Here is a 14,739-nt window from a genome sequence, read left to right on the forward strand (position 1 = left end):
AATGCTAGATTTAAAAAATTTGCAAAATAATTTTGATGAAGTGGCTAAAAAGTTAAAAAATAAAAAAGTTGATGAAAATATCTTAAAAAAACTTGCTGAACTTTTTGCAAGTTTAAAAAAAGAAAAAATAGCCTTGGAAGAATTTCAAGCTTTTCAAAATAAATTCAGTAAAGAGCTTGCTACAGCCGAAGATAAAGAAAGTTTAAAAGCAAAATTAAGCGAAAATAAAAGCAAAATTAATGAGCAAAGCGCTAAAGTAAATGCTTTAGAAAATGAGCTTGAGGAAATCGCTCATGCCATCCCAAATATCCCTGATGAATGTGTGCCTGTGGGTGAAGATGAAAATGAAAATGTGGAGCTTAAAAAAGTTTTAAATCCACCTAGCTTTGATTTTACTCCAAAAGAACATTTTGAATTAGGCGAGAGTTTAAATTGGCTTGATTTTATGCGTGGGGTAAAAATTTCACAAAGTCGTTTTTGTGTGCTTAAAAATGAAGGAGCTTTATTAAGCCGTGCTTTGGTAAATTATATGATAGATTTTAATAGAAGTCGTGGATTTGAATTTGTTAATGTACCTTTTTTGGTAAATGGTGCTACTATGTTTGGGACGGGTCAGTTGCCAAAATTTAAAGAAGATATGTATAAGGTAGATGATGAGGATTTGTATTTGATCTCAACTTCTGAAATTCCAGTAACCAATCTTTACAGCGGAGAAATTTTAGCGAGTGAAACTTTACCTATAAAAATGACTTGTTATAGTGCTTGTTTTAGAAAAGAAGCAGGCAGTGCAGGGCGTGATACAAGGGGTATTATAAGACAACACCAGTTTGAAAAAGTAGAGCTTGTAAGTATCACTAAACCTGAGCAAAGTGATAGTGTGTTTAATGAAATGCTTGAGTGTGCAAGTGATTTGCTGAGTTCTTTAGGTTTAGCGCATAGACATTTGATGCTTTGCACTGGAGATTTGGGTTTTAGTGCAGCAAAAACTGTAGATCTTGAAGTGTGGCTTCCAGGACAGAATAAATATCGTGAGATCAGCTCGGTTTCAAATTGTCGTGATTTTCAAGCAAGACGCGCTAAAATTCGCTATAAAAACGAACAAGGAAAAAATGAACTCGTCCACACTCTTAATGGCTCATCTTTGGCAGTAGGAAGAACCTTGGTAGCGATTATGGAAAATTATCAAGATAAAGAAGGAAAAATTCATATTCCTGATGTTTTGAAAAAATATTTTTAAAGAGTATAGATGGCTGAACAAGAAGATATAATACTAGAAAAACCCGAAGATGGCTTAAATCAACCAAGACTTGATGAGAGTTTAGAGGGATTTAAAGGGCAAGAGGGGCAAGCTCCAGAAGATGAAGAATTTGCATCATTGCCAGAAGAATTACCTCAAGAAAATAGTGAAAGTGGTTTTAAATTTACAAGAGAAAGTGCGCCTGAAGATGTATCAACTTTTGAAGAAGTTGAAAGTCAAGAGCCTACGCCTTGGTATAAAGATCGTAAGTTTATGTCTCTTGTGGGTTTATCTTTGGGGATTATTTGTATTTTAGTTTTTACACTTTTTTATTTAACTTTTAGTGAAGGAAAAATTAAACCAGATATTATAGCTTCTAAGCCTTTAGAACAACCTGTTATTATGCCTGATGAATCATATAAATACAATGATATGCAAAGAATTGATGGTATGATCCAAAAAGCAAATGCTTTATATTTAAAGGGTGAGGTTGAACAGGCTTTAAAAGTTTATGAGCAAGTTGCCGTATATAATGAATCTTTATCTAATTATAATTTAGGCGTTTCTCAAATGAATGAGAATAAATTCCAAGAAGCTTTTGAAAGCTTCAAGAAAGCTATAGCCAATGGAGAAAATCAAAGTGTAGCTGCTATCAATGCTGCTGTTTGTGCTTTAAAGCTTAATGATAAGGAAAAATTTAGATATTATATTGATTTAGCTCAAGTGTATCTTCCAAAAGAAGGAAAATCAAAATTATATGATTATTATTTAAGCTTGATTAATTATTACAAAGGATATTACCCTGAGGCCTTACAAATGTTACAAAGAACAGATGTGGAGCCGTATTCTGATGTTGCAAAGTATTTGTCTGCTAAAATTTATGCAAAAATGGACTTTGATTCCAAGGCTATACAGCAATTAAATTCTCAAGGCAATTTTGAATCTAGTTTATCTTTAGGTCTTTTATACGCTAGAATAGGAGAATATGCTAAAGCTAAAGTCGCTTTAAGTACAGCGATGAAAATTGAAAGAGATTTTAATCAGAGTTTGGCGGCTTTAACATTGGTTGATATTAAAACAGGAAATTATCAAGATATGTTAGCGCGCTTGCAAAATTCTTATGATAACGATAAAGATAGATATAAGATTTTAGATACTTATAAAATTCAAGTTCGTTTAAATAAGGATCTTTTTAATATAGCAGTTGCTCAAAATTCTTTTTCAAAAGATTTGCTAAAAAAACAAAAAGATCAATTCGATTTGCTTTTTTATTTTGCACCTTATCAGGTTTTTGATAGTAAGCAGGCTGCTTTATATATTAAAAAAGCTAATGTTACAGATTTCGTTGATGATAGTACTGATGCGGGAATTTATCTTAATATAAGCAAGGCTCTTTCATCTACCAATGTAAAAATTGCCAATATTATTAACTATGCATTAAATCAGAAGTTACGCCTTGCTAACCAAGAATTTCAAAAACTTATCAAGGATTATCCAGAACATAGTATTTTACATTATAATTTGGCTTTAACTTATGCCCAAATGCAAAATTATGAACTTGCTTATAAGCATTTTTCAAGTTCATATCATCTTAATCCTAAAAATTACTTAGCAGGTGCTTTTGCTATGTTTTGTGCAAAATTAATTGATATTGATACAACTAAACTTTACAATGAAATTCTTGATAATATAGCTGCTGATTCTAATTTTAAAGCTAATATGCAAAAAAGTATGTTATTTTTAGTTAATAATAATTATATTTCTATGCTTCCTTATTTAGATGAAACAAAAAAAGATACGCCTTTGAGTTTGATTTTTGAAGCTATTGTTGCTAAAAATAATAACCTTAATAATCAAGTAGATGTGAAAATTGCTAAATTGCGTTCAGAGTTGCCTGAAGATATTTTGGCAAATATTTTGTATTTTAATTCTTTAAATTCAAATTTAAATATTAAAGAATATGCTCAAAATGCTCAAATTCATTTTAAAAATTTAAAACTTGATTATCGTAGTGTTTTTGGTGGGCCAAATATAGCTAGGGAATTTTATGTTAATTTAATGCATATTGCAGGGCTTTTAAATTTAGAAAGACAGAAATTTAAAGAGTTGATTAATGTTTCAGGAGCAAAAGATGAGGGTATTTTACAAACTTTAGCTTATTTGGATATTTTTGCACAGCAATACGAGGAGGCTTATGCGCTTTATAATTCTTTGATTGATGATTATGGAGCAAAAGATACTAAAACTTTATTTTTAGCAGCCGTAGCAGCCGTAGGTGCAAATAATCCAAATTCAGCTATAGCGCTTTTGCAGCTTTCTAAACTTACAGATAAAAATAACAAAGAGAGTAAAGCAGCTCTTGGTATGTTGTATCAAGAAGTAAAGAACTATGAAGCTGCGATATCTCAGTATAAAACTTTACCTAATAATTTTAAGAGTGAATTTTTTACTTTTGATATTAATAACAACTAAAAATGCTTAGAAATTTCTAAGCATTTTTAGTTAAGCTTGAAGATCTAGAGTTTTTCCGCCTAGTTCATCAATGCGATCGCTAACTTTTTTAAGTGCCGCATCTATTGTATTTTGACTGATTTGAGGAAGTTCTCCACCCCACATTTTTTCTGCTTGCTCAAATCCTTTTTTCATACCTTCAAGACCTTTTTTCAATTTTTCAACATCGTCGCCACCGCCTTTAATAACAAAATCCGCGATGCGATTGGCTGTATTTTCCACTCCAAAAAAACCATCTTCACTTACAAGTTGTTGAAGTTCATCTGTATTCATATCAAGTGGATTTTTGCTACTGTAGCCTAAGGATGCAAAATCAATATTTGTAAGTATAGATTTCGCAGTATCTAAATTGGCACCATTTAAAAGACTATCTAGTCCAGTTTGGGCATTGCTCGAACCTATTACAGCATTCATTGTTTGCTGTTGAAACTGAACTAGGTAAATTTGTGTAATGCCTTTTCCACCAAGTGCATTTAATTTTTCAAGGGTATTTTTATCTACATCCTTGCTAGAATTAGCACTTTGAACATTTTTGTCTTTTGTGTTTTCCTTAGCATCATCTGCCTTCTTATTGCTAACTTGTGTTCGTGCCATGCTAGCGATATTTGAAAAAGTATTCACTTGCATATTTGCTCCTTTGTGTGAGGCTTTAATTTATATCGACTTTTGACTTAAAAAATTTATAAGGACATTAAATTCCTTATTTTCAAAGGAATTTAATGTTTTATTGTAGATAATAAGCAATTTGCTCTTTATTGAGAATGCGGATAAGATTGCTAGTACCTTCTACTCCTGTTGGAAAGCCTGCAGTTAGAAGATAGCATTTATCTTCATCCATAAAACCTTTTTCAACACTTGATCTTACAGAGTCTTTTAATAATTCTGTAAGTTCATTACTTTTGTTAACCAAGATTGCAGGATTAACTCCCCAAACTATACTTAAAGAGTTTAAGGTTTTTTCAGAATGCCCTACTGCTATGATTTCTATATTTGGACGATATCTCGCAATCTTAATAGCAGATTTTCCGCTACTTGTTAAAGAAAAAATAGCATCAGCGTTAAGATCTGTTGCAAGATGAGCTGAAGAACGCATGATTTTATCTGTATTGTCTAAATCATTAAAATCATTAAATTTGTTATATGGATAGCGTTTTTCTGTTTCTATTATAGTTTGGCACATTATATCAACAGCGTTTGCAGGATCTATACCAACGGCACTTTCTTCACTTAGCATTACTGCATCTGTTCCATCTAAAACAGCATTTGCAACATCTGAAATTTCAGCTCTTGTGGCGGTTTTGCTTTTGGCTAATGAAAAAAGCATCTGAGTCGCAGTAATAACAGGCTTAGAGGCATTGTTTGCTTTTTGTATAATTTCTTTTTGGATATTAGGAACTTTATAATAAGGTACCTCAATACCTAAGTCTCCTCTTGCAACCATTATACCATCGCTAGATTTAATAATCTCATCAATATTTTCTACTGCATCAAATTTTTCAATTTTTGCAAAAATAGATATTTTTGCGTTATTTTGTGCTAAAATTTCACGAACTTCATCAATATCGTGCGCATTTTGTACGAAAGATATTGCTAAAAAATCTACTTCATTTTTTATACCCCAAAGTAAATCATTTTTATCTTTTTGTGTAATAACATCAATATTGATTTTAGTATTCGGAAAATTAATACCTTTATTTGAGTTTAAAAAACCATCATTTTCTATAATGGTTTCAATTTTTTGATTATCTATATTTACTACTTTAGCACGAATTGATCCATCATACAGATAAATATATTCATCAATTTTTAACATATCTAAAATGGATTTTTGATTGATACTGATTTTATAATGATTTTGAGCAATCTTCTCCCCTAAAATTGTTTCACGATAAAAATCAAGTCTATCACCCTTTTTTAATTCAAATGGTTCTTTAAGTTCACCTGTACGAATTTTAGGACCACTAATGTCTTGTAAAATTCCAATACGAGTATGCAATTCTTTAGCTACTCTTCTTATGGTATCTAAGTTTTTTTTATGATACTCATGTGTTCCATGAGAAAAGTTTAAACGGAAAACATTTACACCATTGATAATCATTTGGCGTAGAATTTCTTCCTTTTCACTTGCTGGACCTACTGTGGCTACAATTTTTGTTTTTTTAAGCATGGTAAACTCCTTTTGAAATTATTGTAGCTAAAAATAGAAACAAAATGATTACAATAATTCTGAAGAAAATTTATCTTCGTTAAATTCCATTCCTAGGTAATTACATACAAGCTTTGCATCTCTTTCAGCATTTCCTAGACAACTTGTTGCTCCAGGACTTGGAGTCATATTGAAAATAATACCAGGGGTTTCTGTGATGCTTGCTTCACCTAGCATTAATTCTCCTTTAGTTTTATCAATAACTTGCGGTCTTACGCCTCCAAAACCTTTCGCATAATAAATATCGCTTGCTTTAAGACTTGGGACTATTTTTTTGGCATCTTTAACAAATAAGCTTTTATCAACAAAAGGTAGTTCAAAAAGATAATTATAAAAGATGTAATTTCTAATTGTTGCATCTTTAAACATATTAAAAGTTACTTTTAAAACAGTTTTATCAAGTTTTAGTGCTTCAAAAAATTCTGGAACTGATTTTAGACCATGATAACGTTCTAGTTTTGGAATAACAAGTGCGGTAGGTCCAAAGCGGGTGTTCATATCAGCAAGCAAATCAGGATCTCCATGAAGAGCTGCAAATGGAAGTTTAGGATTTTGCACCATATAAACCTTACCATTTAAAAGTTTTTGTTTGGTTAAATAAAAACTTCCTGCAACAGGCCAACAAGACTTATCCATACCTAAGTTCATTTTATGTGCTAAATATAAAGAGTGCGCTCCAGCATTGACAACTACGCTTTTGGCATGGTATTCTTGATGATTTGAGGTTTTTAATATAAAAATATCATCCTTTTTTTCTATGTGAATAATTTCTTGATTAAAGGCAACGAAAGTATTTTTATTTTGTTTTTGAGCTTGTTCTATTAGATTTATACTCATTTTCCCAAAATCTACAGTTGTAAAAACCTCGCCGCTTTCAACACCCATGGCGCAGATATTTTCAGGTCTATCTTGATTGCAATCTTCTCCTAAAACAACTTTGGGTTCAATTTGTTTGATTTTTGCTTTATCGAAAAATTTTATATAAGGATAAAGTTCTTTAAATTCTTCATAGCGTTTTTTCATATAATCACATTCTATATCTCCAACAGCTAGAGCCATTTTTTGATGAGAAAACATGAAATTATTTTGCGCATTTTGCATGAGTCCATATTTAACTATCATATCAGCTGTTCTTTTTACTTTTCGCGCTTTTTCTAAAGTATAATTGGTTTCAATATCTCCACAATGAATGGTTTGAGAATTACTCGTTCCCTTAGAATTTAATGTTGCAGCTGTATTATATTTTTCTATCAAAGCAATATTTTTAATATTTGTATATCTTGCAAGCTCGTAAAATAATGCTGCTCCTGAAATTCCAGCTCCGATGACAAGCACATCAAATTCTTGTTGGCTCATTGTTTTTCCTTTTTTTATTTTAATAAACTTTTTTCTAAATAGAAGTTTAATTGAATTTGTTTTACAAAAAGTTAAATTTCATTAAGGTTTGATATTAATGAGAATTTTTGTAACATTTTTAATAAAGTAAATTGGGATTTTCTTTTATAATCTTTTTCATTCCTCGAAAGATTAAAAGTTTATCATAAATTGCGTGATCGAAATAATTTGCTAAAAATTGCCCATCTCCACCAGTGAAATAAAGCTTTTTATTTTGAGCGGCATCTTTTATCAGTAGGTAAATTCCTTTAAAAACACCATAACTTAAAGCATCCATGGTTTTTTGTGGGAATGCATCAAGACTAACTTGAGTGTTAAATTCACTTTTTAATCGTGGTGAAATATGGCTATAAATTTTTTTATAATTTGCAATACCTGGCAAGATAAAACCACCAAGATGTATAGAATTAGAAATAATATCAATTGTAATAGCACTACCTGCATCTACAACAACTCCATCTTCAATAGTATAACAAGCTGCTATGCGATCGATTCCTAATCCTTGATAAATTGTATCAAATAAAAAATAAGGTTCAAGATTGATAAAATTTTTTTGATTTTTTAAATGTTCTTTGAGATGTTCATTGACATTGATATAAAAAATTTTTTGTTCATTTTTAAATTCTAAAAACTGATCTATATTAAGAGTAAAATATTTGTTATCATCTAGGAAATTAGCATTTGAATTCCCAATATCACAGAGCAACATAGATATTAAATCCTTTCATTTCTAGATGATTTTTTGCTTTAGAGCAAAGAGAAGCCATACTAAAAAAATATTTGTTATTTATGTTAATTTGCTGTGCTAGATTTTCTAAAAATAAGGCATCTTTCATTAAAAATTTTGTTTTTCCTGTATACATAAAAAGAATGTTATTTTGATCTTTAGCACAAATATAACTTTTTTTTCTAGTCAACATACTTAAGTCATAGGGCTTTAAATTTAATTTTAAAGCCTTTATTGTTTGTTCTAAAATTTTTATCATAGCAAATCTAAAATTTTATCTCCGTAGTAAAATTTACCATTTCCCATGAAAGAAATTTTATCAACAGCTTCTGAAAGTTTAAATACTTGTGCATTATCTAAATTCAGATTCATTTTGATAAGATAGCCTGTTTTTTCAAAAATATATAAATAATTATTGTATATATTGCTTTTTACAAAAATAGCAAATTCAAATTTTTTTTCCGCAATTTTTCTTAAGTTATAATCAGTTTTAATAATAGTGCCATCTTTTTCTAGTATAAAAATACCATCATCGCTAAGTGCAACATCTTTTATGTCAGCGTCAAGATAAAGAGTTCTAGCAGGGCTTACAACAATGATTTTTTTAGCTGTTGCTGCTATAAGTTTATCTCCGATTACACTTAGATGGATTACATTGTTGAAAAAATTTTCTGCTGAAATAACCACATCTTTAATGATTTGAAGATTGTTTCTTGAAAGAATTAAAATTTTACCATCTAGTGTTGGATAAACGATGATATTGTCTAAAAATATAGGATTAGCGGTACGACTGTCTTGGGCTGGAGCTGAGGTTAGGGTTTGACTGAATTTAATACCCAAAGAACGATTTGCAAGAACTATAGTATTGTTTGCAAGTACAAGGGCTAAATCATCTCCATTAGAAGCTACTCCTACAACACTAGCGTCAAATTGAAAATTATAAATTTCATTATAAGAATTGTCAAAAATTTTTAAATTTCCATTATTATCTGCAGTAAAATATTCCCCATCTTGATAAGCTAGAAGCATATAATTTTTAGGAAGTTTAAACTTGTCTATGGAGATATTATTTTTTAAGATAGTTGTATTATTGCTAAGTTTTGCAGAAACTAGATTCCAATCAACGATTTTACTTTTTAAATTGCTATTATGACTTAAATCTCCATCGGTTTGTTTTGGTTCAAAATATTGTCTTTTGGTGCCACAAGCACATAGAAATATTAAACAAAATAGTGTTAAAAATATTTTTTTCATTGTGTAATGCCTTGATAATGTTTGAGGTTTTTAGCTATTTGATTTAAACTTGAATTTTCTTTTATCTGAGAAAGTAAAACATTAGCTTCTTCGATTTTATTTTGCTCTAAAAGTTTGTAAGCTTCTAATAATTTATCATAATTTTTTAAAAATATTGATTTATCCCCTAAAGATAATGCAATAATATTTTTAAGTAAAGTGTTTGTTTGAGCATTATTATAAATTTGTTTTAGTTCATTTTGGAGAGTTGTATTATTAAAATCATTAATATTTTCTTTTAGTAAAAAGATAGCGTAAAGATTGGTATTTTTATTTTTAAGTTGTTCTAAAAGATTTTTATTGCTAGGATCTTGTATTAGATTGGCATAAATTTCATTTGCTTCTTTTGTTTTATAATCGTTTATTTTTGAGATTATAAAATTTCCAGCAAACCAAGCAACTAAAATTATCACAACAGCAGATATATAAAATTTATACTTGCGTATAAATCTCTCTCCTTTGATAAAATTTTCTATAAATTGTTCTTCTGTGTTAAGTTCATTTTTAACAGCTTTTAAATTATCTTTTAGTCCCAAAATTTATCCTTGAAAAAATATTTTTATTTTTGTATAGAAAAATTATAGTATTGTATCATATAAATTGCAAAATATCCTAAACAATTTAAAGCTTTTTATGATATAATTTTCAAAATTTTAACTTTTTTATTAAGGTTTAAGAAATGCAAATAGATGAGAAATTATTAAGCAAGCTTGAAAAATTAAGTGCTTTACAAATAACAAAAAACAGAAATGAAACCATTGCACAGTTAAGTGAAATTGTGAATTTTGTTGAAAAATTAAACGAACTTGATCTAGATTCCCAAGAGATTACTGTGAGTACTATAAAAGGTGGAGCTCCTTTGAGGATTGATGAGATAAGAAATAGCAATGTTATTGATGAGGTTTTGGATTGTGCTCCAAAAAAACAAGAACATTTTTTTGTTGTTCCTAAAATCATAGAATGATTAACTTAGCATTTAGTGCTTATTTGTAGAATAAATTTAAAACAAAAAAAATCAGAGAGTGATTGAAATGAATTTTTATTGGTTTGATGCTTTTATTTTAGGATTTACCTTGCTTTTAGGGCTTAAGGGTATTATCAATGGTTTGATAAAAGAAATTTTTGGGCTTTTGGGTATTATTGGTGGTGTTTTTATTGCTTCAAAATATGCAACTCAAGCAGCTGAATTTATACAAAGTACTTTTTATAAGATAGAAAATCAAAGCTTAGCTGGATTTGCTGGATTTTTGGCCATATTAATTATTTTTTGGATAGCTTGTTTGTTGGCAGGTAATTTTCTTTCTAAGTTGATTAAATTAAGTGGCCTAGGTTTTTTAGATCGTATTGGTGGCTTTATATTTGGCGGGGCAAAAATCTTTTTAATTTTTGCAATTTTAGTTTTTTGTGTAGCAAGAATCGATTTTTTAAATGATAAATTAGATAATTTTGCTAAAAATAGCTATACTTTGAATTTGCTTAAAGAAACTGGATCTTTTATTATGAATCAACCTTTAACAGAAAATAGTCTAGATCATGCTAGTGAAAAGTTGCAAGATATTGTAAGTGATTTAAACAATACTCAAAAAGGGGAGTGATATGCTGATAGAAAATGTGGAATATGATGTTTTACTTGAGAGATTTAAAAAAATATTAAGACAAGGCGGACTTAAATATACTAAGCAAAGAGAAGTGCTTTTAAAAACTCTTTATCACAGTGATACTCATTACACACCCGAAAGTTTATATATGGAAATCAAACAAGCTGAACCTGATTTAAATGTAGGAATTGCAACTGTTTATCGTACTTTAAATTTGCTTGAAGAAGCAGAAATGGTAACTTCCATTTCTTTTGGTTCAGCAGGTAAAAAATACGAGCTTGCCAATAAACCTCACCATGATCATATGATATGTAAAAATTGCGGAAAAATTATAGAATTTGAAAATCCTATTATAGAAAGACAGCAAGCCTTGATTGCAAAAGAACATGGTTTTAAACTTACAGGGCATTTGATGCAGCTTTATGGTGTTTGTGGTGATTGTAATAATCAAAAAGCAAAGGTAAAAATATAAATGTTTGATAATATTTTAGAGCAGCAAAGAATAGAAAAAGCTAAGGAATTAAAAAATTTAGGGATCAATCCTTATCCTCATTTTTTAGAAAAAGAAATGTCTTTAAAGACTTTTAAGGATAAATTTTCTTATATTTTAGAGCAAGTTGAAAAAAGAGATGAAAGTGTCAATGCTGTTGTTGCAGGACGTTTGAAACTTTTGCGTATAGCTGGGAAATCGATTTTTGCAAACATTGAAGATGAGGATACAAATTTACAAATTTATTTTAGTAAAGATAGCGTAGGCGAAGAGCTTTATACGATTTTAAAAAAGAATTTAGAGGTGGGTGATATTGTTTTGGTTAAAGGTTTTCCTTTTGTAACTAAAACAGGTGAGTTTAGTTTACATGCAAGTGAAGTAAAACTCGCTACAAAAGCTATTGTTCCTTTACCTGAAAAATATCATGGATTAACAGATATTGAGCAAAGATATCGTAAACGTTATGTTGATATGATAATGAATGTCGAAGTTAGAAAAGATTTTTTAGTGCGTTCTAAAGTGGTGAGTTTAATCCGTCATTTTTTTGAAAATAAAGGCTTTTTAGAAGTAGAAACTCCTATGATGCATCCGATTGCAGGTGGAGCAAACGCTAAGCCTTTTGTAACTTTTCATAATTCTTTAGGCGTAGAAAGATTTTTAAGAATTGCTCCAGAACTTTATCTTAAAAGACTTATAGTAGGTGGTTTTGAGGCGGTTTTTGAAATCAATCGTTGTTTTAGAAACGAAGGTATGGATTTAACTCATAATCCCGAATTTACAACTATAGAATTTTATTGGGCCTATCATAATTATAAAGATTTAATGGATTTAACCGAAGAACTTTTTGCTTTACTTTTGGATAAACTTAATTTAGGAAAAACAATAGAATTTGATGGAAAAATGATAAATTTTTCTAAACCTTTTGAAAGAATAACCTATAAAGACGCACTTTGTAAGTATGGTGGTTTAGATAGGGATTTAATCGAAGATAAGGAAAAAATTCTTACTAAATTAAAAGCAGATGGTTTTGAAGCGAATGAAAAGCTTGAACTTGGACATTTGCAAGCTGAACTTTTTGACAATTATGTGGAAGAAAAATTGATCAATCCTACTTTTGTGATTGATTTTCCTATTTCCATAAGTCCTTTATCAAGACGTAGCGATGAGGATTCTCAGATTGCTGAGAGATTTGAGTTGTTTATTTGCGGAAGAGAATTGGCAAATGGTTTTAATGAGCTTAATGATCCTCTTGATCAATATGAGAGATTTTTAAAACAAATTGAAGCTAAAAATGCAGGCGATGAAGAGGCTTGTGAAATGGATGAAGATTTTGTAAATGCTTTGGGTTATGGAATGCCTCCAACGGCAGGGCAGGGCATAGGTATAGATAGACTTGTTATGCTTTTGACAAATAAAAAATCCATTCGTGATGTGATATTGTTTCCTGCAATGCGTCCATTAAAATCAGAACTAAAGGAGAAAGAATGAGTTTAGAAATGTTTGATAAAGAAATTTTTGATTTAACAAACAAAGAGTTAGAGCGTCAATGTGAAGGTCTTGAAATGATAGCGAGTGAAAATTTCACTTTACCTGAAGTAATGGAAGTTATGGGAAGTATCTTGACAAACAAATACGCAGAAGGTTATCCGGGTAAAAGATATTATGGTGGTTGTGAATTTGTTGATGAGATTGAAACTCTAGCTATTGAAAGATGTAAAAAACTTTTTAATTGTAAATTTGCTAATGTTCAGCCTAATTCAGGTTCTCAAGCTAATCAAGGTGTTTATGCGGCTTTGATTAATCCAGGTGATAAAATTTTAGGAATGGATTTAAGTCATGGCGGACATTTAACTCATGGTGCAAAAGTAAGTTCTTCGGGCAAAATGTATGAAAGCTGTTTTTACGGCGTAGAACTTGATGGAAGAATTGATTATGAAAAAGTAAGAGAAATTGCTAAAAAAGAAAAACCAAAACTTATAGTTTGTGGAGCTAGTGCTTATGCAAGAGTGATTGATTTTGCTAAATTTAGAGAAATTGCTGATGAAATAGGTGCCTATCTTTTTGCTGATATAGCACATATTGCAGGTCTTGTTGTGGCAGGTGAGCATCCAAGTCCTTTTCCATACGCTCATGTAGTAAGCTCAACTACACATAAAACTTTGCGTGGCCCAAGAGGTGGTATTATTATGACAAATGATGAAGAGCTTGCTAAAAAAATTAATTCTGCCATTTTTCCAGGTATTCAAGGTGGTCCTTTGATGCATGTAATTGCTGCAAAAGCAGTAGGATTTAAATTTAATCTTAGCGATGAGTGGAAAGTTTATGCAAAACAAGTAAGAACTAATGCTCAAGTTTTAGCTAATGTTTTAATGGATAGAAAATTTAAACTTGTTAGCGATGGAACGGATAATCACCTTGTTTTAATGAGTTTTTTAGATCGTGAATTTAGTGGAAAAGATGCAGATTTAGCTCTTGGAAATGCAGGTATTACTGCAAATAAAAATACCGTTCCAGGAGAGATTAGAAGTCCTTTTATCACAAGTGGATTAAGACTTGGAACTCCAGCCCTTACTGCCAGAGGTTTTAAAGAAAAAGAAATGGAAATTGTGTCAAATTATATTGCAGATATTTTAGATGATGTTAATAATGAAAAATTACAAGAGAATATTAAACAAGAATTAAAAAAACTTGCAAGTAATTTTATTATTTATGAAAGGGCTATGTTTTGATTTCACCAATGGATATGTCGCTAATTAAAATAATTGGCGATCATTATTATATAAGACGCGATAAAATTGTAAATAAAATTACACATAGAGGTCGCTTATTTTTTGATAAATTTGAAAGAGTTGATGCTCCTTTAAATTTAAATGTCATGAGAGAACACGCTGCTAAAAAAATTGTTGTCGCTCATGATTTAATAACAAAAGATAATAAAGTAGAAAATATTGTCTTTGATTATAATGGTTTTAATGCTGAAAGATTTTATCACCGTGCACAACTTATTTTAAGAGAAGAAGGTTTTATAAATTTCACAGCCTATAAGACTAAAACTCCAGGACATTTACATCTTTATATTCACAAAGGACACACGGCGTTAAACGAAGGTTATTCTTTAGCGTCTAAACTTTCAATGATGTTTGCAAGTAAAATGCCAGTAGAATGGAAGGTGTTTCCTAGCATGGATGTACCTAGGGAATTTAATATTTTAATATTGCCTTATGAGGTTTATCAAAAAGAACGAGGAAGTTCTTGGTCTAAGCATATGTAAGAAAGGACAAA

General features: G+C 30.0%; 15 protein-coding genes. 8 read left to right on the forward strand and 7 right to left on the reverse strand.

Features of this window, described 5'->3' with window-relative positions; all coding sequences use genetic code 11:
* Nucleotide 1 precedes the first annotated feature (1 nt).
* Nucleotides 2–1,237, forward strand: coding sequence for a serine--tRNA ligase (gene serS / locus FBF20_RS01880; protein WP_002858681.1), 1,236 nt, complete (start codon nt 2–4; stop codon nt 1,235–1,237).
* Between the two features lie 9 nt (nt 1,238–1,246).
* The gene (gene pflB, locus FBF20_RS01885) at nt 1,247–3,709 is read left to right on the forward strand and encodes a motility protein PflB (protein WP_002858651.1); all 2,463 of its coding nucleotides are present in this window, start codon (nt 1,247–1,249) and stop codon (nt 3,707–3,709) included.
* A 30-nt stretch (nt 3,710–3,739) separates the two neighbouring features.
* Here the strand turns inward: pflB and FBF20_RS01890 are convergent, their stop codons facing one another.
* The 7 genes from FBF20_RS01890 to FBF20_RS01920 form a co-directional block, all read right to left on the reverse strand.
* Nucleotides 3,740–4,375, reverse strand: a complete 636-nt coding sequence (locus FBF20_RS01890) for a hypothetical protein (protein WP_002858686.1) — start codon at nt 4,373–4,375, stop codon at nt 3,740–3,742.
* Nucleotides 4,376–4,472: 97 nt separating this feature from the next.
* Nucleotides 4,473–5,915: a pyruvate kinase gene (pyk, locus tag FBF20_RS01895; protein ID WP_002858708.1), complete on the reverse strand. Its 1,443-nt coding sequence runs from the start codon at nt 5,913–5,915 to the stop codon at nt 4,473–4,475.
* 48 nt (nt 5,916–5,963) lie between these two features.
* Complete coding sequence (locus tag FBF20_RS01900) at nt 5,964–7,310, reverse strand: FAD-dependent oxidoreductase (protein ID WP_002854402.1); 1,347 nt, start codon at nt 7,308–7,310, stop codon at nt 5,964–5,966.
* A 118-nt stretch (nt 7,311–7,428) separates the two neighbouring features.
* Nucleotides 7,429–8,058, reverse strand: a complete 630-nt coding sequence (locus tag FBF20_RS01905) for a type III pantothenate kinase (RefSeq protein WP_002864777.1) — start codon at nt 8,056–8,058, stop codon at nt 7,429–7,431.
* Nucleotides 8,045–8,335 carry a hypothetical protein gene (locus FBF20_RS01910; RefSeq protein ID WP_002858698.1) on the reverse strand — a complete coding sequence of 97 codons (291 nt, stop codon included), beginning with the start codon at nt 8,333–8,335 and terminating at the stop codon, nt 8,045–8,047. The genes FBF20_RS01905 and FBF20_RS01910 overlap by 14 nt, the downstream gene beginning before the upstream one ends.
* Nucleotides 8,332–9,330 carry a lipoprotein gene (locus FBF20_RS01915; protein WP_002858656.1) on the reverse strand — a complete coding sequence of 333 codons (999 nt, stop codon included), beginning with the start codon at nt 9,328–9,330 and terminating at the stop codon, nt 8,332–8,334. Before FBF20_RS01915 ends, FBF20_RS01910 begins: the two co-directional genes overlap by 4 nt.
* Nucleotides 9,327–9,905 carry a hypothetical protein gene (locus FBF20_RS01920; RefSeq protein WP_002851102.1) on the reverse strand — a complete coding sequence of 193 codons (579 nt, stop codon included), beginning with the start codon at nt 9,903–9,905 and terminating at the stop codon, nt 9,327–9,329. The genes FBF20_RS01915 and FBF20_RS01920 overlap by 4 nt, the downstream gene beginning before the upstream one ends.
* Nucleotides 9,906–10,048: 143 nt before the next feature.
* Between FBF20_RS01920 and gatC the strand changes: the two genes are divergently transcribed.
* The 6 genes from gatC (at nt 10,049) to FBF20_RS01950 (ending at nt 14,728) form a co-directional block, all read left to right on the forward strand.
* A complete protein-coding gene (gene gatC / locus FBF20_RS01925) occupies nt 10,049–10,333 on the forward strand; it encodes an Asp-tRNA(Asn)/Glu-tRNA(Gln) amidotransferase subunit GatC (RefSeq protein ID WP_002858734.1) in 285 nt (94 codons plus the stop codon).
* 67 nt (nt 10,334–10,400) lie between these two features.
* Nucleotides 10,401–10,964, forward strand: a complete 564-nt coding sequence (locus FBF20_RS01930) for a CvpA family protein (protein WP_002858643.1) — start codon at nt 10,401–10,403, stop codon at nt 10,962–10,964.
* 1 nt (nt 10,965) lies between these two features.
* The gene (locus FBF20_RS01935; protein ID WP_002854230.1) at nt 10,966–11,439 is read left to right on the forward strand and encodes a Fur family transcriptional regulator; all 474 of its coding nucleotides are present in this window, start codon (nt 10,966–10,968) and stop codon (nt 11,437–11,439) included.
* A complete protein-coding gene (gene lysS, locus FBF20_RS01940; protein ID WP_002858694.1) occupies nt 11,440–12,945 on the forward strand; it encodes a lysine--tRNA ligase in 1,506 nt (501 codons plus the stop codon). It begins immediately after the preceding gene.
* Complete coding sequence (locus FBF20_RS01945; RefSeq protein ID WP_002858710.1) at nt 12,942–14,186, forward strand: serine hydroxymethyltransferase; 1,245 nt, start codon at nt 12,942–12,944, stop codon at nt 14,184–14,186. Before lysS ends, FBF20_RS01945 begins: the two co-directional genes overlap by 4 nt.
* Nucleotides 14,183–14,728, forward strand: a complete 546-nt coding sequence (locus FBF20_RS01950) for a DUF1882 domain-containing protein (protein ID WP_002859481.1) — start codon at nt 14,183–14,185, stop codon at nt 14,726–14,728. Before FBF20_RS01945 ends, FBF20_RS01950 begins: the two co-directional genes overlap by 4 nt.
* The last annotated feature ends 11 nt before the right edge of the window (nt 14,729–14,739 follow it).

Origin of the sequence: Campylobacter sp. CFSAN093259 (assembly GCF_012889985.1) — a bacterium.
GTDB classification, from domain to species: Bacteria; Campylobacterota; Campylobacteria; order Campylobacterales; family Campylobacteraceae; genus Campylobacter_D; species Campylobacter_D jejuni.